General features: G+C 47.0%; 13 protein-coding genes and 1 tRNA gene. 4 read left to right on the top strand and 10 right to left on the bottom strand.

All coding sequences use genetic code 11. From position 1 onward, the window contains the following. Window positions 1-11 precede the first annotated feature (11 nt). Window positions 12-1,397 (top strand): phosphomannomutase/phosphoglucomutase, encoded by a 1,386-nt coding sequence (locus tag ICN42_RS06540; RefSeq protein ID WP_216252387.1) that lies wholly within the window; start codon window positions 12-14, stop codon window positions 1,395-1,397. 28 nt (window positions 1,398-1,425) lie between these two features. On the opposite strand, the gene ICN42_RS06535 is transcribed toward ICN42_RS06540, so the two are convergent. Continuing rightward, complete coding sequence (locus ICN42_RS06535) at window positions 1,426-1,974, bottom strand: hypothetical protein (RefSeq protein ID WP_216252385.1); 549 nt, start codon at window positions 1,972-1,974, stop codon at window positions 1,426-1,428. Between the two features lie 60 nt (window positions 1,975-2,034). Here ICN42_RS06535 and nadA point away from each other — a divergent pair, with 60 nt between their 5' ends. Beyond that, window positions 2,035-3,153 (top strand): quinolinate synthase NadA, encoded by a 1,119-nt coding sequence (gene nadA / locus ICN42_RS06530; RefSeq protein ID WP_216252383.1) that lies wholly within the window; start codon window positions 2,035-2,037, stop codon window positions 3,151-3,153. A 13-nt stretch (window positions 3,154-3,166) separates the two neighbouring features. After that, a complete protein-coding gene (gene nadC, locus ICN42_RS06525; protein ID WP_216252381.1) occupies window positions 3,167-4,024 on the top strand; it encodes a carboxylating nicotinate-nucleotide diphosphorylase in 858 nt (285 codons plus the stop codon). A gap of 10 nt (window positions 4,025-4,034) precedes the next feature. Here nadC and nadB read toward each other — a convergent pair whose 3' ends face one another. The 9 genes from nadB to acs form a co-directional block, all read right to left on the bottom strand. Further along, window positions 4,035-5,696, bottom strand: a complete 1,662-nt coding sequence (gene nadB / locus ICN42_RS06520) for an L-aspartate oxidase (RefSeq protein WP_216252380.1) — start codon at window positions 5,694-5,696, stop codon at window positions 4,035-4,037. Window positions 5,697-5,796: 100 nt separating this feature from the next. Then, window positions 5,797-8,691 carry a formate dehydrogenase subunit alpha gene (gene fdhF, locus ICN42_RS06515; protein ID WP_216252377.1) on the bottom strand — a complete coding sequence of 965 codons (2,895 nt, stop codon included), beginning with the start codon at window positions 8,689-8,691 and terminating at the stop codon, window positions 5,797-5,799. 37 nt (window positions 8,692-8,728) lie between these two features. Beyond that, window positions 8,729-10,531: an NAD(P)H-dependent oxidoreductase subunit E gene (locus ICN42_RS06510; protein WP_216252376.1), complete on the bottom strand. Its 1,803-nt coding sequence runs from the start codon at window positions 10,529-10,531 to the stop codon at window positions 8,729-8,731. Between the two features lie 201 nt (window positions 10,532-10,732). Next, window positions 10,733-10,957, bottom strand: a complete 225-nt coding sequence (locus ICN42_RS06505) for a hypothetical protein (protein WP_216252375.1) — start codon at window positions 10,955-10,957, stop codon at window positions 10,733-10,735. Window positions 10,958-10,966: 9 nt separating this feature from the next. After that, complete coding sequence (locus ICN42_RS06500; RefSeq protein ID WP_255539267.1) at window positions 10,967-13,384, bottom strand: DUF748 domain-containing protein; 2,418 nt, start codon at window positions 13,382-13,384, stop codon at window positions 10,967-10,969. Between the two features lie 31 nt (window positions 13,385-13,415). Continuing rightward, window positions 13,416-13,721, bottom strand: coding sequence for a YciI family protein (locus ICN42_RS06495; RefSeq protein ID WP_216252374.1), 306 nt, complete (start codon window positions 13,719-13,721; stop codon window positions 13,416-13,418). A 97-nt stretch (window positions 13,722-13,818) separates the two neighbouring features. Then, window positions 13,819-14,391 (bottom strand): phasin family protein, encoded by a 573-nt coding sequence (locus tag ICN42_RS06490; RefSeq protein ID WP_216252372.1) that lies wholly within the window; start codon window positions 14,389-14,391, stop codon window positions 13,819-13,821. 233 nt (window positions 14,392-14,624) lie between these two features. Next, a tRNA-Ser gene (locus ICN42_RS06485) sits at window positions 14,625-14,715 on the bottom strand. 58 nt (window positions 14,716-14,773) lie between these two features. Further along, the gene (gene acs, locus ICN42_RS06480) at window positions 14,774-16,747 is read right to left on the bottom strand and encodes an acetate--CoA ligase (protein ID WP_216252370.1); all 1,974 of its coding nucleotides are present in this window, start codon (window positions 16,745-16,747) and stop codon (window positions 14,774-14,776) included. Between the two features lie 167 nt (window positions 16,748-16,914). Here acs and ICN42_RS06475 point away from each other — a divergent pair, with 167 nt between their 5' ends. Beyond that, window positions 16,915-18,438, top strand: a complete 1,524-nt coding sequence (locus ICN42_RS06475) for a fumarate hydratase (protein ID WP_216252368.1) — start codon at window positions 16,915-16,917, stop codon at window positions 18,436-18,438. The last annotated feature ends 8 nt before the right edge of the window (window positions 18,439-18,446 follow it).

The following is an 18,446-nucleotide window of genomic DNA, read 5'->3' as shown; positions in this document are numbered from 1 at the left end:
AAGGATCTGCAATGCAATTGTCTCCATCGATTTTTAAAGCTTATGACATCCGCGGCATTATTGATGAGACCTTAGATCCTTCGATCGCCAAACTCATTGGTCAGGCCTTTGGTACTGAAATGCGTGAGCTTGGCGAAACCGATATCGTTATTGGTCGCGATGGTCGCCTATCCGGCCCTAGCTTAATAGAGGCTCTTACTGAGGGTTTGCTTTCTACTGGGATTAACGTGATCGACCTAGGCATGGTCGCGACTCCGATGGTGTACTTTGCCGCTAATCACACCATTAATGGCAAGACACCAAAATCCGGAATCATGATTACTGGTAGCCACAATCCTCCTAATTACAACGGCTTCAAAATGGTCTTGGGTACATCAGCCATCTATGGTGAGCAGATTCAGGACTTACGCAAACGAATTGAGGCGAAGAAATTTGCGACCGGGCAAGGAAGTCGCAGCACTTTTGATATCTTCCCAATGTACTTAAAGCACATTGTGGGAGATGTAAAACTTACTCGCCCAATGAAGATTGCCGTAGATTGTGGCAATGGAGTTGGTGGTGCATTTGCTGGTCAGTTATTTAGAGCTCTCGGATGCGAAGTTCAAGAGCTGTTCTGTGAAGTGGATGGTCATTTTCCGAACCACCACCCTGACCCAGCTCACATTGAGAACTTGCAAGATCTCATTAAGAACCTGCAAACTACCGATAATGAATTAGGGCTCGCCTTTGATGGCGATGCCGATCGCTTAGGAGTAGTGACCAAAGATGGACAGGTTATCTTCCCAGACCGTCAAATGATGCTCTTTGCCAAAGATGTGCTCTCGCGCAATCCAGGTGGTCAAATTATTTACGATGTGAAGTGCACTCGCAATCTTGCTCTTTTTGTAAAAGAACATGGTGGTGAGCCACTAATGTGGAAAACAGGTCACTCATTAGTCAAAGCTAAGCTTAAAGAAACTGGCGCCCCACTTGCCGGTGAAATGAGTGGACATATTTTCTTTAAAGATCGCTGGTTTGGATTTGATGATGGTCTTTACACGGGCGCACGCTTGCTCGAGATCCTCAGTAAGGAAAAGAATCCGAGCGATACGCTCAACAACTTACCGAATGCGATCTGCACTCCAGAGTTGCAACTCGCTTGTGCTGAAGGTGAGCCATTTGCTTTGCTTGAAACTATTAAAGCCAATGCCAAGTTCCCAACATCAGAGTCAATCAATACGATTGATGGTGTACGCGTGGAATATGCCGATGGTTTTGGTCTAGCTAGACCTTCTAATACGACCCCTGTTGTAGTGATGCGTTTTGAGGCAGATAGCGAAGAGGCGATTAAACGCATTCAAGCGGAATTTAAGGCTGTGCTACTGGCGGCTAAACCAGAAGCTAAATTACCATTCTAATAATTTACAGTTTTTACGAACAGAGGGCCTAGTGCACCAAAGGCTTATTGCCCTCATTTTTATTTTCTTCGCTACTACCACTAGCCTCAACTACTTCAGGCACCTCACCCCACGCAGCATGCCCGCGCAATTGGTCTAATAAGGTGCACATGGCCTGTAATGTTGGGCCAGCCATCTTGAGATTAATATTGGCGCCTCCAGGCAAAACTAAATCAAGAGAGAGCGCATCTTCCAACCCCTGCTTCTCCAAAGTGCATTTAGCATCCATGACCAAAAGTGGATCAGCCCCCAAGGGAAAGCTTAATGCCGGTTGATAAGTATCTGCCTGTGAAATACCCTGCGCACTTGGATCCACCTGCATCGCCTCTTTACTAAATTCGGCAATAGCCTTGGCGGCCTCAGGAGAATGTGTCTGCTCTAAATTTTTAACGATCAAGTGCTGGGTAGCCGCAAGAATAAATAGGGTTACCCGGCGGGTAAACCAAAAACGAAACTCAGTATCCTCCAATGTATTGAAGCGAAACAGGAGACGATCGTCTGGAGCAAGATAGGTGGCGTTGAATTGTTTGATGCTCATGGGTCTAGCTTAACGCACAATCTTTGCAACAAAATAGATTCTGCTAAGCTAAAATTGATTATGACCTCAACACCCATAGCCTTTGACTACCCCCAGCAAGACGCTGCCGGGGCGACCTGCACAGCCCAAGCCTGGGCCAAAACACCACCCCCACTCCATGGCGCTGAAAAAGCTGCCGTCATTGCTCGTATCAAGCAATTACTGATTGAAAAAGATGCTGCTTTAGTGGCTCACTACTATGTAGATGGCGATATTCAAGATCTCGCAATGGAGACTGGTGGCTATGTGGCTGACTCTTTAGAGATGGCGCGCTTTGGTAAAAATCATCCCGCTAAGAATTTGATAGTAGCCGGTGTGCGCTTCATGGGTGAGTCTGCAAAGATCCTGAGTCCAGAAAAGCGGGTTTTCATGCCAGACCTTGAGGCAACCTGCTCCTTAGATTTAGGTTGTGATGCTAGCGACTTTGCGGCATTCAAAGCCTTGCATCCCGATCGCACTGTCGTGGTTTATGCCAACACCAGTGCTGCCGTTAAAGCACAGGCTGATTGGATGGTTACTAGCTCTTGTGCATTAGCTATCGTTCATCAACTTAAAGTTGAGGGCAAGAAAATTCTGTGGGCACCCGATCGTCATTTAGGTCGATATATTCAAGAGCAGACTGGTGCTGATATGTTGCTATGGAATGGTGCTTGCATTGTTCATGATGAATTTAAAGCCGTTGAATTAGAGATGCTCAAAGCAGCACATCCTAATGCCATGATTTTGGTTCATCCGGAGTCTCCACAAGCAGTAGTTGATCTAGCAGATGTAGTGGGTTCAACTTCTGCCATGATTAAAGCAGTAGTGGATGGTACCGCTACTGAATACATCGTCGCCACTGATAAAGGCATCTTGCATCGCATGCGCCAATTAGCGCCCAATAAAGTCTTGATCGAGGCGCCTACTGCCGGCAACAGCGCTACCTGCAAAAGCTGTGCTCACTGCCCTTGGATGGCCATGAATGGCTTACAAGGTATTTTGAATTGCCTTGAGAATGCCTCTGGTGAAATTTTTATCGAGGAAAGTGTTCGAATTCAAGCGCTAGGCTGTATTGAGCGGATGCTCGACTTCACCCAGAATCATCCTGACCTTCTTGCGAGAGCCCAACATGGCTTTGTAAAGAATATTGGCGCAGCTTAATAAAAAGAAAAATATGTTTGATTACAACGAAACCTTAGAGCAAGCGCGTCAACGCAATATTAGTGATGCGCTCATGGAAGATATTGGTAAGTGCGATTGGACCGCACAATTAGTACCTAGTAAGCCAGTTCATGCGCAACTGATTGTTAGACAAGAAGCCGTTCTTTGTGGAGTAGATTGGTTCGAGGGAACCCTCAAAAAACTAGATCCTTCAGCAAAAGTGACTTGGCATTATCTAGAGGGCGACTTGATGAAGCCCGATACCAAGGTCTGCGATATTGAAGCCAACTCTCGCGCTCTTCTCTCTGCTGAGCGCCCCTGTATTAATTTCTTGCAGACGCTGTCATGGACTGCAAGCATTGCAAGGCAACATGTTGATGCCATTGCAGGGGTAAGCCCAAATCCAAAAGGCTGTGCAGTACTGGATACTCGCAAAACTATTCCAGGATTACGTCAAGCCCAGAAATACGCAGTACGCGTGGGCGGCGGTCATAATCAACGTCTTGCACTATGGCATGGAATTTTGATTAAAGAGAATCACATTGCCGCTGCAGGCGGTGTTGCTGCTGCAGTGAAAGCTGCACAAGCTTTAAATTCTGGAGTGGATATTCAGGTGGAAGTCGAAAACTTTGCTGAATTGAAAGAGGCTTTAGAGGCTGGTGCAAAAAGTATCTTGATCGATAACTTCACCACCGATCAAATGAAAGAGGCTGTCGCCTTTACTAATGGTCGCGCTTTATTAGAAGCGTCAGGTGGTATCGACTTAGATCAAATGCGCGCCATTGCGGCCACCGGTGTTGATCGCATCTCTCTTGGAAAGCTCACTAAGGATATTAAGGCGGTGGATTTCTCAATGAGAATATCCGCATAGCTATCAGTCTCTAGGTTTCAGCACCTTCAGAATTACCCTCTGCTTGAGGAGTCAGAATAGTTGGATAAGAAACTGCCCAGGTACCTGGGTAATCGCGACTGTAATGCAATCCCCGACTCTCTCTTCGCATGAGGGCTGATCTCACAATCAGTTCCGCACATTCAAGCAGATTGCGTAACTCAATTAAGTCGCGCGTTACTTTAAAGTTAGCGTAATACTCTTGTACTTCATAGCGTAGGAGCTTAATACGATGCAGCGCTCTTTCTAGACGTCGATTGGTTCTCACGATGCCCACGTAATTCCACATCAATGAACGCAGCTCATCCCAGTTATGGGCAATCACAACTTGTTCATCCGCATCCTCAACCTGGCTCTCATCCCATAAAGGTAAATTAGGCATAACTGGGGTCTTCAGTGCCGAGATATCCTGAGCAGCCGCCTTACCAATGACTACACACTCCAGTAATGAGTTGCTAGCTAAGCGATTGGCGCCATGCAAGCCGGTATAGGTGGCTTCACCTACCGCATAGAGTCCAGGTAAATCAGTGCGACCTTTTAGATCAGTAACTACACCACCACAGGTGTAATGGGCCGCCGGCACGACAGGTATGGGCTCTTTTGTAATATCCAATCCCAAGCTCATACAACGGGCATAGATCATTGGGAAATGCTCTTTAATAAATGCTTCACCCAAATGAGTCGCATCTAAATGCACATAATCTAAGCCGTGCTTTTTCATTTCAAAGTCGATCGCTCGAGCAACGATGTCACGGGGGGCTAACTCATTTCGATCATCATGCTCTGGCATAAAACGAGTGCCATTCGGCAGCTTGAGTAAACCACCCTCACCCCGCATCGCCTCCGTAATCAAAAAAGTTCTATCACTTGGGTGATACAAGCACGTCGGATGAAATTGAATAAATTCCATATTGCCGACACGACAACCTGCGCGCCAAGCCATGGCAATACCATCACCTGTAGCGGTATCTGGGTTGCTGGTATATCGATAGACCTTACCCACACCACCAGTTGCCAATACCACTGACTTCGCCTCAATGGTTTCTACGCGATTATTTTTAATATCAAGGGCATACACACCATAACAACGATTTGGCTTAGTGCGCTGTGTCTTCGCATCTAAATGGCGATTGGTGATGAGATCTAAAGCAATCCAATGCTCTAGTAGTTGAATATTTTTATGGGCTCGTGCCTTGTCTAGCAAAACCTCATGAATTGCCTTACCAGTGGCGTCAGCCACGTGTGCAATCCGACGTTGACTGTGGCCACCTTCTCGCGTGAGATGCAAACCCATGGGTCCAGTCTCATCTGCTGTAAACGGTACGCCCTGCTCAACCAACCAACGAATGGCTTCAGCACTTTCTTCAGCAATGTATCGAGCGGTAGATTCCACTACGAGGCCCGCTCCAGCTTCTAAGGTGTCGTTCACATGGGCATCGATACTGTCGTGCTCTTTATCAACCACCCCAACAATGCCACCCTGCGCCCAAGCAGTTGCAGCCTCGCCCAAACCACGCTTAGCCATCACAATCACTGGCTGGGTCTCTGCCATGTGCAGAGCTACAGTTAGACCTGCGAGGCCCGCTCCAATAATCAGGACGGATAATTCTGCCTTGGTATCAGCTGGTGGGGTTTGGGGTTTTGAGCTAGCCATAGAGGGTCAATTCTAAAGGGCAATCGGTAATTGGGTATTTTTGGAGAGTTAGAACAACAAAGCCCCTACATAGGGGCTTTGTCGGGTTTTATTGCTCAACTTATGGGGTAGCAGCAAGCTTCTGCCGACCAGGATCATTAGTGCCGTATCCCATTACTGTGGCAGCCTGACCACCCTTCGCGAGTTTGACTGCGCAGTACTTAAACTCCGGAATCTTGCCAAAAGGATCTAAGGCTGAGTTGGTGATGAGGTTGGCTGCAGCCTCATAGTATGCAAAAGGAATAAAGATCACGCCACGTGGTGTGCCGTCGTCCCTACGCACATGAATACCTACCTCACCACGACGTGACTGAACGGTAATGACATCACCAGCAGAAACACCTAGCTGAGTCATATCCTCACCATGCATGGAAACGGTAGCCATCGGCTCAATCGCATCTAAGACAGTGGCACGGCGAGTCATACTACCGGTATGCCAATGCTCTAACTGACGGCCAGTAATCAACACAAATGGGTACTCCGCATCTGGGCGCTCATCTGCCGGAATGATATCGGCAGGCACCAACTTCACCTTACCGTCTGCGGTAGCAAAGCTGTCATCAAATACGATTGGACGACCCGGATCCTCTGCAGATAAACATGGATAAGTCACGCTAGATTCTTTTTCTAGACGCTCCCAAGTAATACCGTTAATAGCGGCATGCATTGCTTGACGCATCTCGTCAAACACCTCTGCAACACCATCATCCGGACCTTGGTAGTTCCAGCTCAATCCCATCCGCTTAGCGATCTGCTGAATAATCCACAGATCAGGCTTGGCATCTCCTGGAGGATTAATCGCCTTTTTACCCATTTGCACCATACGGTCAGTATTACTTGCAGTACCGACCTTCTCAGGCCATGCGCTTGCTGGCAACACGACGTCTGCTAGAAGTGCAGTCTCAGTCATGAAGATGTCTTGAACCACCAAAAGATCTAAAGAAGCCAAAGCATGGCGTGCATGATTCAAGTCAGGGTCACTCATCGCTGGATTCTCACCCTCGACATACATGCCACGAATCTTGTCGGGATCACTATCAGGTGCAGTGATCTTATGCATGATCTCTACTACGGTGTAGCCGGGCTTCTTATCCAATGGGGTATCCCAGAACTTTTCAAACCAAGCATGCGCTTCTGGATTATCAACGCGCTGGTAATTAGGGAACATCATCGGAATCAATCCGGCATCACTAGCACCCTGCACGTTATTTTGTCCGCGCAGTGGATGCAAGCCAGAACCAGGCTTACCGATTTGACCCGTAATACTGACCAAGGCAATGAGACAACGAGCGTTATCGGTACCGTGAACGTGCTGACTGACACCCATGCCCCACAAAATCATGGCGGATTTAGTTGTCGCAAATTCTCTAGCTACTTCACGCAAGGTCTCCGCTGGGATACCGCAGAGTGGTGCCATTGCTTCTGGGCTATATCCCTTGATATTTTCTTTGAGCGCTTCAAAATTATTAGAGCGATCCTTAATAAAATCTTTATCAACCAAACCTTCTTCGATAATAGTGAAGATCATGGCATTGAGCATTGCCACGTCAGTATCTGGCTTGAACTGCATCGTGCGCCATGCATGCTTACTAATCTCTGTCGCACGCGGATCGCACAACACAATTTTTGCACCACGTTTAGCAGCATTTTTAAACCAGGTTGCGGCAACAGGATGATTGGCGGTCGGATTAGATCCGATTAAGAAAATCATGCTTGAGTGCTCAACATCATTCACTTGGTTACTTACAGCGCCAGAGCCGACGCCCTCTAAAAGAGCGGCAACTGATGATGCATGGCAAAGACGAGTGCAATGGTCCACGTTATTGCTACCAAAGCCCGTACGTACGAGTTTTTGGAATAAATAAGCTTCTTCGTTACTGCCTTTAGCGGAACCAAATCCAGCCAGTACCTTATTACCGTATTGGTCTTTGAGCTTCTTAAGTCCACCACCTGCAACTTCCAATGCCTCTTCCCAACTAGCTTCACGGAAGATGTCAGACCAATCCTGCTTACCCTCTAGCAAGGCCTCATCTTTTGCAACACCCGCTTTACGAATGAGTGGCTTTGTTAAGCGCTGTGGGTTGTGGATGTAATCCATACCAAAGCGACCTTTAACGCACAGACGGTTGTGATTCGCTGGGCCGTCACGACCATCGACACTCACAATCTTCTCGTCTTTAACGTTGTATGTAATCTGACAACCCACACCACAGAAAGGACATACTGAATCCACCTTGCGATCCACGATTTGTGAACCAATTAAACCTTTAGGCATTAATGCGCCAGTTGGGCAAGCCTGAACACACTCGCCACAGGCAACACAGGTGCTATCACCCATCGGGTCATTAAGATCAAATACGATTTCGCTATGGGCGCCACGCATTGCGTAGCCGATCACATCGTTGACCTGCTCTTCACGGCAAGCACGTACGCATCGATTACATTGAATACAAGCATCTAGGTTGACCGCCATTGCTGGATGAGAAACATCATGACTCACTTTTGCACGGCGCAATGCCTTGAGCTCTGGGCGCACTGTGACATCCATACGAGTAGCCCAGGTACTGAGTTCTCCATGCTGATTTTTTTGCTCTTCTTCCTTGCTATCGCCAACCCACTTAAAGCCTTCATCCGGCATGTCTGAGAGCAACATCTCCAGCACCAGCTTTTGACTCTTGAGTGCACGCTCGCTATTGGCTTTGACATCCATGCCTGGTGTGGCACTACGGCAGCAACTCGGTGCCAAGGTACGCTCGCCATTAATCTCTACAACGCAGGCGCGGCAATTACCGTCAGGGCGATAGCCATCCTTAAAACAGAGATGGGGAATATCGATACCATGGCGTTTAGCAGCCTTGAGAATAGTCTCACCCTCGTAAGAAACGATGGTTTGCCCGTCTAGCTTGAACTCAACTGTTTGCAACTCAAGTTCTTTAGGATTTACTGGTGCGTTCATATTTGTCTCGTTTTTCCCTTAGTTTTTGGATTGCCAGTTAGGCAATTTCTTGGGGGAAATATTTTGATATACAGCGAATCGGATTGGGTGCAGCTTGACCTAGACCGCAAATAGAGGCATCGACCATCACAGTCGCTAAATCCTCTAAGGTATCCTGGTCCCAAGATGTGGACTGCATCAATTTGGCAGCTTTGCTAGTACCGACACGACATGGTGTGCATTGTCCGCAGCTCTCATGCTCAAAGAAGTGCATCACATTGAGCGCCATATCGCGGGCTTTGTCTTGATCACCGAATACCATCACTGCAGCTGAACCAATGAAGCAACCATAAGGTTGCAAAGTATCAAAGTCGAGCGGAATATCGTTCATCGTTGCCGGCAAGATACCGCCAGAAGCGCCACCAGGTAGGTAGCCATAGAACTTGTGGCCATCTTGCATGCCGCCACAATACTCATCAATCAATTCCTGAATAGTAATTCCAGCTGGGGCTAATTTCACACCTGGGTTTTTAACGCGACCGCTGACGCTAAAGCTACGAAGACCTTTGCGATCATGGCGACCAAAAGAGCTAAACCACTCTGGGCCACGTTGAACAATATCGCGCACCCAGTAGAGAGTTTCAAAATTGTGTTCCAGTGTTGGACGGCCAAACAAGCCAACCTGAGCGATATAGGGAGGACGCATACGCGGTTCACCGCGCTTACCTTCGATACTTTCGATCATGGCAGATTCTTCGCCGCAAATGTAAGCACCAGCGCCACGACGTAACTCAATCAAAGGCAACTTAAATGGCGGGTTGGCTTTAAGCTTTGCTAACTCGGCTTCAAGCAGTTCACGACAACCATGGTATTCATCACGGAGGTAAATGTAGCAAGCATCAATACCGACTACATTAGCGGCAATTAGCAAGCCTTCCAAGAAGCGATGTGGGTCACGCTCTAGGTAAGTGCGGTCTTTAAATGTACCCGGCTCACCTTCGTCAATATTCACCGCCATCAACTTCGGAGCAGTTTGATCTTTCACAATGCGCCACTTGCGCCCCGCCGGAAATCCAGCACCACCTAAGCCACGAAGACCGGAGCTTTCCATAGCCTTGATAATGCTTTCAGCATCTTTTTTACCTTCAGCAATTTCTTTGGCCAAAGCGTAACCACCTTGTGCGCGATAAGATTCATAGCCCACATAATCTGGTGATACCACTTGATTTTGACCCTGAGGAGATACGCCTTTTTCAGCTAAGGCCGCAGGATCAAAATTAGCACTGTCTTTAGCCATTGGCTGAGTTGTCAGATTATTTTTGACGGCAGCAGCAACTTTATCGGTAGTCGCAAACAAGACTGGGTACTGATGCACTACCGCCACTGGAGCTTGCTCACAACGGCCTACACAGGGCGCAGCCACTACTTTGACATTCGGGTTACCTAAAATCGCTGGCAACTTTGACAACAGATTTTGTGCGCCCGCTAACTCACAAGAAATACCATCGCATACTCGCACTGTAATATCCGCAACCGGATCATTACCGCGCACTACTTCAAAGTGATGGTAGAAGGTAGCGACTTCGTAAACTTCAGCCATCGGCAAATTCATTTCTTTTGCGAGGGCAACTAAATGGCGATCATGCAACGCACGATACTCATCATTTAGCTTATGTAGATTTTCAATCAGCAAATCGCGGCGATGAGGAGCTTCACCAATTAACTGGCGAACCTCTGCCAACGAAACGTCATCTGCTTGACGTCCTTTGAGTTTGCTCTTGCGACGAATGGTTTCCCTTAGATCATCTGCAGTTGCCACAGCAACAGCCTTAATCTCTCCTGAGGGTTTTGGGTGATTCATAGTATTAGTCTCTAATTTCTAGTCGCAATAATGATGCTGTTTTTGTGTACTGAATGCTTTGCTTAAGAACGCCCAAATCAGCGAGAAATGATTAGTCTCGCTATATATAGGAAATTCCCAAAATCACGATCGATTTTGGGTTATTTCTACACTCAAGTCCTTGACGGCGCTCAAGTGAATTTATTCAGGGTAAACCCTAATTTAGATAACTGATGGAGATGGCTTGTCGCCAGGTGGGAGCGAGTAATCCAACTTACGCTCATAAACACGCGCCTTGAAGCAATCGTTGTAGCCCTTGCTACCAATTTGCCAACCGATAGACGTACAGTCATCTTGGGCTGCAGACTCAATGGAGCCACATCCAGATAGGGCAATGGCGGCAATCGATGCCAGAATGGCTAGGGGGCGCAATGTAGTTAAATTCATACCGCAAGTCTACTTGATTCTGACTTCAACTTCGAGGGGAACACCCTCTTTGCCAGAGCTAACAGTTTTCACCTCACCCAAGCTAATTCGATCTTTTAGCTCTGGGTTAGCCTTCACCATGAAGGACAGCGCCAGTTTTGCTCGATTTTTAGCCAAGTTCTTTAAATCTTCGTCCGTCACCGGAATGCTTGCTATGAGCTCTGTATGCAACTGTTCATTGCGTGCCGCGCCCTCTGGCAGAGTAATTAAACGCTGGCCCAATTTAATTCTGCCGACGTACTGAGCGTAAGCCGACCGGAGGCCAGACTGGATCTTCGCATCAGAAAAATCTGGTACAGGAACAGGATCATTGGGAGCGACAGTCATTCCAGCTGCTTTACGAATTGCAAGATCGGCAGTTGCCCGTGCTAAAGCAGCTTTATCTGCCTCAGGATCATAAGTTCCCACCAGCTCTAAAGTGGCATTCGGTTTCTTGGCCAAGAAGTCACCAAACTTTTCCAGGCGATCCTGGTCTGGGGGTAAGTAAACCGCCTCGCCCAACACGGCATTGACCCCATCATTAGCCCCCATACCCAAGAGTGCGCCCAAAGCTCTGAATGGCGCAGTTGCGACATTGGTAAGTACATTGCTAATCGCCTGCCATACCAAGCCACTTGCACTGAACTCTGGTGAGTCCACATTACCAGCAATATTGATGGTGACGTCAATCGTATCGTCAGAATCCTCGAGTAAGGCAATCGCTAAACCCAGGGGTAATTTCTTGCCCTGAAAATCAGCTACCTCCTCACCAAGCTCGATCTTCTTGATGACAATTTGATTGCTCCCTTTCAGCTCGCCATCCTTTGAGTTGTAATGCAAATTGAGGTTTACTCGACCACTGGCGATTTGATAACCAGCAAACGTCATCACTGCAGGATTAAATGCATTGAGCGGAACATTCTTAAAGTTGAGTGTGATGTCGTGATTGCGACGTGGATCATCAAATCCAATCTGACCGTTACCACGCATTGATCCAGATCCAGCCAAGACCCCATCTAAAGCTATCGTAGCCAAATGACCAGGAAGGTTATTGATGTTCGTAACACTGGCATTGAAATTTCTCAAATTGACTTTGAAGTTCGGCTTCATAGCCAAGTCAGCAAAATACACTTCACCTTCACGTAATTTCAAGGTCTTAATGTCTAAAACAAAGGATGATTTTTCTTTTGCTGCTGGAGGCAACTTCTCAACGTCAACCGCTTCAGCGCCCGAATTTGAAAATAAACGTCTGAAGTTAGAAAAGCCTTTATCGTCAATTTCGAACTGCAGTGCCGGTTGATGAATAGATAATTCCTCAACAATAAAACTGGATCCAGCACGCTTTGAGCTCTCGTAAGTAAATTGATTGATATCCCCCGACTTCCACCTCATGAGAGATTGCTTTTGCCCTTGCTCAAGCAAGTCCAAATCCAGTAAATGGAAATCCCCAGCTACCTTAAGATCATCACCCTTCAAGCCAACATCCAAACTAGATTGAATAACTCCACCTTTAGCTTGCAACTCTTTATTGGCTGGAAGTAATCCAATAAAAGGTGAAATCGACAGATTTTCTATTTGGACCTTTCCGACGATAGATTTATCAGACCTCAAGTCCCAATGCGAATTAATACGCCCATCATCAACTTCTAGATCAACCTGAGCTCCTGCCACATCTGGCGCAGGATTATCTAATGCACCCTTAATAGCAATATGTCTAAAAGAGATCTTTTTATTGAGACCTGGCAAAGTGAAGTGAAGTGCGCCAAGGTTCAAGCCATATTGACCGCGAACACCATTGACATCACCCTGCTTGTCGTAGTTTGCAATATCAAATAGCTCGATAGAAAGCGGCTTCAGTTGTTCGTGCAATTTTTTACTGGGATCCGATACCTCCAAAGCGGCATTCGAAATCTTAAATTCATCTACTGAAATTTTGATATTCTTTTTCGGTGTAGTAGGATCTGCTGTAGGTAAATCGCGCGTAGCGGCAGAAATCAATTCTTGCCAATTCCACTCTGCCGCTTTGCCTTTACCGCCACGCTTCTCAAGCAACACGCTGGGCTCATCAAAAAGAATTTCATCAAACCCTACCTCCCCAAGCATGAGACGAGACCACTTCAACATCACAGTTGATTTCTTTAACTCAAGTAATTTCGCCTGATGAGCATCAGCTATATGAAGGCCAGTAATCTCGATACGTAATCGCAAAGGAGAAATGCTGAGATCTTGATAGGTGATTTCGTAACCAATTTTTTTACCGTAAGACTCCGCTGCATTCTTGATGGCGCCTGGGACCCAAAGATGACAGGCGCCCCAGAATAAAAAAGCCAATACAAGAATTCCTCCAGCAATTCGGAGCAACCAGGCTCTTGCAGTTAAGAGCTTGAAAGAAATCATTGATGTAGTCATTTAAATCTTGAATGGAAATATAAAACTCAATTTAGGCCGCCGGCGGAAATCCGACCTTTTGCGCCCAACTATTATTAAATACATGAATGACTGGCTTTTCATAGACGCCTGCTTTAGTGAATGGCTCATCCGCTAACCAAGCCTCAACATCTGCTTTGCTTGGAAAGTCCATGACCAATAAGCTACCCACTGTAGTTTGGCCATCTTCTGATGTCAGTGGCCCAGCAAACGCCATCTTATCGGCAAGCTGGCCTAAATAGGCGCGATGCTCTGGTCGTACCTGAATGCGCAATTCAGCGGTGCCGGGACGATCCATTAAAAGGATTGCAAAAATCATGTTGTCTCCTACTGAGCTCTAAAACCTAGATCTTACGGCAAGTAGAAAAAGAAAAACCGCCCGAAGGCGGTTTCTCGTGTAAAGCTTTTAAAACGAATTAAGCAGCTTTACGGCTTTTTGCAGCTGGCTTAGCTACAGCGTATTGGCCTTGAATGTTAGCCAATGCAGCGTCAACACTTTTCTCAAAGTTTGCGAAAGCATCAGTTGCTGAAGCGCGAACTTGGTCAAACTGTTGGAGTGAAGTCTCGAATGCAGTTTTGAATGCAGATACAAACGCCTCAGAACCAGCAGGAGCTGTCTTAGTAGCTTCTTTAACGAACTTAACGATATCAGCACGTGCGTCATCAATAGAAGCGTCAACAACTTGAGCAACTTCTTTGTTACCGTTACGTACAACTTTATTTACTTTAGCTTGGTAAGCAGCAGCGTACTTAGCAGCTTCTTGAGCAGTTTCTGGCTGAGCCAATTTTGCCAATTGCTGTGGGTCCTTGATTGCTAACAATTGCGCGCTAGCATCTTGAGCAACAACTAAAGCATCTTTAGCGGCAGCTTGGTTGATTTCAGCTAATTCTTTTGCACTTTCAACAGCTACTTGAGCCAAGTACTTAGCGTTTTCAACAGCTTTAGCTTGAGCTTGTGTGAGTTGGTCGTTTAATTGATTCTGGAACATGGTGTTTTCCTAACTTTTTTAAATTGATAAAATTTATTGCGATGCACCATTGTAAAAAGTTTTTTGTTGCACTGCAAGATTTATTTGCGGCAATGCAACAAAAAGATCAAAAACCCCTTTTTTTGATTAAAAACAGGGGGTTGAGAGTGAAAATAATTTAGCCAACTAGCCGATTTAGAGTGCAAATCCGTGAAAAACAATGAAAAAACCACCCGAAGGTGGTTTCAAACTACTGGCGGAAGAGGCGGGATTCGAACCCGCGGTAGGCTATTAACCTACGCACGCTTTCCAGGCGTGTGACTTAAACCGCTCATCCACCCTTCCGTACTGCCAAGATTATACGTTTGCCGGAAGGGTTTGCCCCAAAAGCGCAATTAGCTACTTAGACAGACTCTTTCAGTTGTTCCAAAATTGCTGGATTTTCAAGGGTTGAAGTATCTTGAGTGACCTCTTCGCCTTTAGCAATCACACGAAGCAAGCGACGCATGATCTTGCCAGAACGAGTTTTTGGCAAGTTGTCACCAAAACGGACATCCTTAGGTTTAGCGATCGGACCAATCTCTTTACCCACCCAGTTACGCAACTCAGTCGCAATCTTCTTGGCTTCATCGCCTGTTGGGCGACCGCCCTTCAGAACCACGAATACACAAATAGCTTCACCAGTCATGTCGTCTGGACGACCCACTACTGCAGCTTCAGCAACTAAAGGGTTGGCAACTAAGCAAGATTCGATTTCCATCGTACCCATACGGTGACCAGAAACGTTCAACACGTCATCGATACGACCCGTAATGGTGAAGTAGCCAGTCTCTTTATTGCGAATTGCGCCGTCACCTGCAAGATACAAAGTGCCGCCTAACTCTTCTGGGAAATACGACTTCACGAAGCGATCAGGATCATTCCAAATCGTACGAATCATGGAAGGCCATGGACGTTTTACAACCAAGATGCCGCCTTGACCATTTGGAACATCTACACCAGCTTCATCCACAATCGCCGCCTGAATACCTGGCAATGGCAATGTGCATGATCCTGGAATCATTGGTGTTGCGCCTGGCAATGGTGAAATCATATGGCCACCAGTTTCGGTTTGCCAGAACGTATCCGCGATTGGGCAACGTGAGCCACCTACATTCTCGTAGTACCACATCCACGCTTCTGGATTAATCGGTTCGCCGACTGAACCCAAGAGACGCAATGAGGATAAGTCGTAGCTCTTTGGATGAACTGCTTGATCATTGCTAGACGCTTTGATCAATGAACGAATCGCTGTTGGTGCAGTGTAGAAAATTGTTGCCTTGTGTTTTTGGATCATGTCCCAGAAACGGCCAGCATTTGGATAGGTTGGAACACCTTCAAATACGATCTCAGTGGCGCCAACTGCGAGTGGGCCGTAGGTAATATAAGAGTGACCTGTTACCCAGCCGATATCCGCAGTGCACCAGAACACATCGTTTGGCTTGATGTCAAAAGTCCACTTCATTGTGAGGATTGCCCACAAGAGGTAGCCGCCAGTAGAGTGCTGCACGCCTTTAGGCTTACCTGTTGAGCCAGATGTATACAGAATAAAGAGTGGGTGCTCAGCGCTTACCCACTCTGGCTCGCAAGTAGCAGCTTCATTCGCCACAATTTCTTGCATCCACACATCGCGACCCGCTGTCATGGTGACATCAGTGCCAGTGCGCTTGCTCACGATGACATGCTTTACATTGCCGCATTCACCAGTTGAAAGGGCCTCGTCACAAATCGCCTTTAAAGGTAATGATTTGCCACCACGGAACTGTCCATCCGCTGTAATCACCGCAATTGCGCCGACGTCAATAATGCGATCACGCAAGGCTTGCGCAGAAAAGCCGCCAAACACTACAGAGTGAATTGCGCCGATACGGGCGCAGGCTTGCATAGCAACAATACCTTCGATTGTCATCGCCATATAAATAATGACGCGGTCACCAGATTTGATGCCCATCTTGCGGAGTGCATTTGCCATTTTGCAAACGCGCTCAAGCATCTCTTGGTAACTTACTTTAGTAACGGTACCATCATCAGCTTCAAAAATGATGGCAGTCTTACCACCCAGACCATTCTCAACTTGGCGATCTAAGCAGTTGTATGAAGCATTGGTTGTGCCATCTTCAAACCACTTGTAGAAAGGCGCTTTAGATTCATCAAGAACTTTAGTAAAAGGCTTTTTCCAGAAAATATTTTCTTTTGCAAGACGACCCCAGAAACCGTCATAATCTTTATTGGCTTCAGCGCAAAGCTTGTTGTAAGCTTCCATTCCGGGAATGGCGGCAGCCTTAACAAAGTCTGCAGGTGGGTTAAATACGCGGTTTTCTTGCATTAATGGTTCCATGCTTCACAGCCCTTCTATTCAATAATCGGTCGTCTTTTTCCGCAAAAACAGCGCAGAGTTAGGGAAACGCATCCCCAAGAGCTAATAAGATAAGTGAAAACACGCTGGATTTGCTCTATGGCAAACCCTTAAAATAGAAGAAACCTTACACAATCAAGCCTAAAACTATGACAAATATCAAACAAAACGATCTCATTCAAAGCGTTGCAGACGCATTCCAGTTCATCTCCTATTACCACCCAAAGGACTTTATCTCCGCTATGGGCAAGGCTTACGAGCTTGAACAAGGCGCCGCAGCCAAGGATGCGATCGCTCAGATTCTGACCAATAGCCGGATGTGCGCAGAAGGCCATCGCCCTCTCTGCCAGGACACTGGCATTGCAGTGGTTTTCCTCAAAATTGGTATGAACGTCCAGTGGGGCGACGCCACTATGAGCGTGACCGAGATGGTGAATGAAGGTGTTCGTCGGGCTTACATGAACCCAGATAACCCATTACGCGCCTCCGTTTTGACTGATCCAGCGGGTAAACGCAAAAATACGGGCGATAACACCCCTGCCGTAATCCATTATGAAATCGTCCCAGGAGATGACGTAGAAGTGATTTGTGCAGCCAAGGGTGGCGGCTCTGAGAACAAGGCCAAGATGGTCATGCTGAACCCTTCAGACTCGATCGTGGACTGGGTACTCAAGACTGTCCCAACGATGGGTGCCGGTTGGTGCCCTCCTGGCATTCTGGGCATCGGTATTGGCGGAACCCCTGAAAAAGCCATGTTGATGGCCAAAGAGTCATTAATGGGTCCAGTAGATATTCAAGAGCTGATCGCTCGTGGCCCACAAAATCGTATTGAAGAACTCCGTTTAGAAATTTTCGACAAAGTTAATAAACTCGGCATTGGCGCGCAAGGCCTTGGCGGTCTGACTACTGTGCTTGATATCAAGATCATGGACTATCCAACCCATGCAGCCTCATTGCCCGTTGCCATGATTCCGAACTGTGCCGCTACACGTCACGTTCACTTCCATTTACATGGTGATGGCCCTGCCAAATTAGAGATACCTTCATTGGCCGATTGGCCAGATGTCACTTGGACTCCAGATACCAAAAAATCAAAGCGTGTGAACTTGGATACCTTAACCGCGGAAGAAGTTGCTGGCTGGAAGGAAGGCGAAACACTGCTTCTCAACGGCAAAATTTTGACTGGTCGCGATGCTGCTCACAAGCGTATTCAGGACATGCTTGCTAGGGGCGAAGAATTACCAGTGAGCTTTAAGAATCGCGTGATCTATTACGTTGGTCCAGTCGACCCCGTTGGTAATGAAGCGGTCGGTCCAGCTGGCCCAACCACCTCGACCCGTATGGATAAGTTCACAGAGATGATGCTCGCGAAGACTGGCTTAATCTCCATGATTGGTAAAGCAGAGCGTGGTCCAACTGCAATTGAAGCAATCAAGAAACACAAGTCTGCCTACCTCATGGCCGTTGGTGGTGCAGCTTACTTAGTATCGAAAGCGATTCAAACTGCGAAAGTGGTTGGCTTTGCTGACTTGGGTATGGAAGCTATTTATGAATTCGATGTCAAAGATATGCCAGTCACTGTCGCTGTGAGCTCAGCCGGTATCTCGATGCATGAAACTGGTCCAAAAGAGTGGCAAGCGAAGATTGGGAACATTCCAGTCAAGATTGCGTAAGTCAAGCA

This window comes from Polynucleobacter sp. 71A-WALBACH (genome assembly GCF_018882365.1).
In the GTDB taxonomy this organism is placed as follows: Bacteria; Pseudomonadota; Gammaproteobacteria; order Burkholderiales; family Burkholderiaceae; genus Polynucleobacter.
This window is presented reverse-complemented; position numbering and strand designations above follow the sequence as displayed.

Excerpts from the sequence above, each read along its gene's own strand:
- ICN42_RS06540 (WP_216252387.1), top strand. The coding sequence starts at position 12 with ATGCAATTGTCTCCATCGATTTTTAAAGCTTATGACATCCGCGGCATT.
- ICN42_RS06535 (WP_216252385.1), bottom strand. The coding sequence starts at position 1,974 with ATGAGCATCAAACAATTCAACGCCACCTATCTTGCTCCAGACGATCGT.
- nadA (WP_216252383.1), top strand. The coding sequence starts at position 2,035 with ATGACCTCAACACCCATAGCCTTTGACTACCCCCAGCAAGACGCTGCC.
- nadC (WP_216252381.1), top strand. The coding sequence starts at position 3,167 with ATGTTTGATTACAACGAAACCTTAGAGCAAGCGCGTCAACGCAATATT.
- nadB (WP_216252380.1), bottom strand. The coding sequence starts at position 5,696 with ATGGCTAGCTCAAAACCCCAAACCCCACCAGCTGATACCAAGGCAGAA.
- fdhF (WP_216252377.1), bottom strand. The coding sequence starts at position 8,691 with ATGAACGCACCAGTAAATCCTAAAGAACTTGAGTTGCAAACAGTTGAG.
- ICN42_RS06510 (WP_216252376.1), bottom strand. The coding sequence starts at position 10,531 with ATGAATCACCCAAAACCCTCAGGAGAGATTAAGGCTGTTGCTGTGGCA.
- ICN42_RS06505 (WP_216252375.1), bottom strand. The coding sequence starts at position 10,957 with ATGAATTTAACTACATTGCGCCCCCTAGCCATTCTGGCATCGATTGCC.
- ICN42_RS06500 (WP_255539267.1), bottom strand. The coding sequence starts at position 13,384 with ATGACTACATCAATGATTTCTTTCAAGCTCTTAACTGCAAGAGCCTGG.
- ICN42_RS06495 (WP_216252374.1), bottom strand. The coding sequence starts at position 13,721 with ATGATTTTTGCAATCCTTTTAATGGATCGTCCCGGCACCGCTGAATTG.
- ICN42_RS06490 (WP_216252372.1), bottom strand. The coding sequence starts at position 14,391 with ATGTTCCAGAATCAATTAAACGACCAACTCACACAAGCTCAAGCTAAA.
- acs (WP_216252370.1), bottom strand. The coding sequence starts at position 16,747 with ATGGAACCATTAATGCAAGAAAACCGCGTATTTAACCCACCTGCAGAC.
- ICN42_RS06475 (WP_216252368.1), top strand. The coding sequence starts at position 16,915 with ATGACAAATATCAAACAAAACGATCTCATTCAAAGCGTTGCAGACGCA.